Source organism: Rhizobium pantanalense, from assembly GCF_030182525.1.
GTDB lineage: Bacteria > Pseudomonadota > Alphaproteobacteria > Rhizobiales > Rhizobiaceae > Rhizobium.
The window spans coordinates 1-422 of record NZ_JAQJCH010000058.1 but is presented as its reverse complement, the minus strand read 5'-3'; the positions used below and the strand labels follow the sequence as shown (position 1 = coordinate 422).

Below are 422 nucleotides of genomic sequence, written 5' to 3'. Positions count from 1 at the left end.
TCAGAGCCGTGGAAGACGACCACGTTGATAGGCCGGGTGTGGAAGTGCGGCAACGCATGAAGCTTACCGGTACTAATAGCTCGATTGGCTTGATCGTTCCCATTGCCAGTGCTCATCGAATAAATTCGACGAGCTTTTTGTCCTCACGCTGTCGCGATCTTCGATCGCTGCGCTGCGGACGGCGCGCCGGACCTCCGGCGACGCGCTTTGCACTTGCGGACTTTGTCCGGAAACGCATCCAACGACGTGTTCAAATAGACAAAATGAAGTGAAAACTTCGCCAGCTTCTCAACGGGCATAAACCGCTAGCGCGGTTTAGCCCGAAGTTGCGCTTTGCCGACCTGGTGGTTATGGCGGGGTGGCTGCACCCGTTCCCTTTCCGAACACGGCCGTGAAACGCCCCTGCGCCCATGGTACTTCGT

Annotated in this window: 2 rRNA genes; both read left to right on the top strand. The window is 57.1% G+C overall.

Annotated elements, in window-relative coordinates:
- A 23S ribosomal RNA gene (locus PH558_RS34120) occupies positions 1-97 on the top strand; the annotation flags it as partial.
- 243 nt (positions 98-340) lie between these two features.
- Positions 341-422: ribosomal RNA gene (gene rrf, locus PH558_RS34115) — 5S ribosomal RNA — on the top strand; the annotation flags it as partial.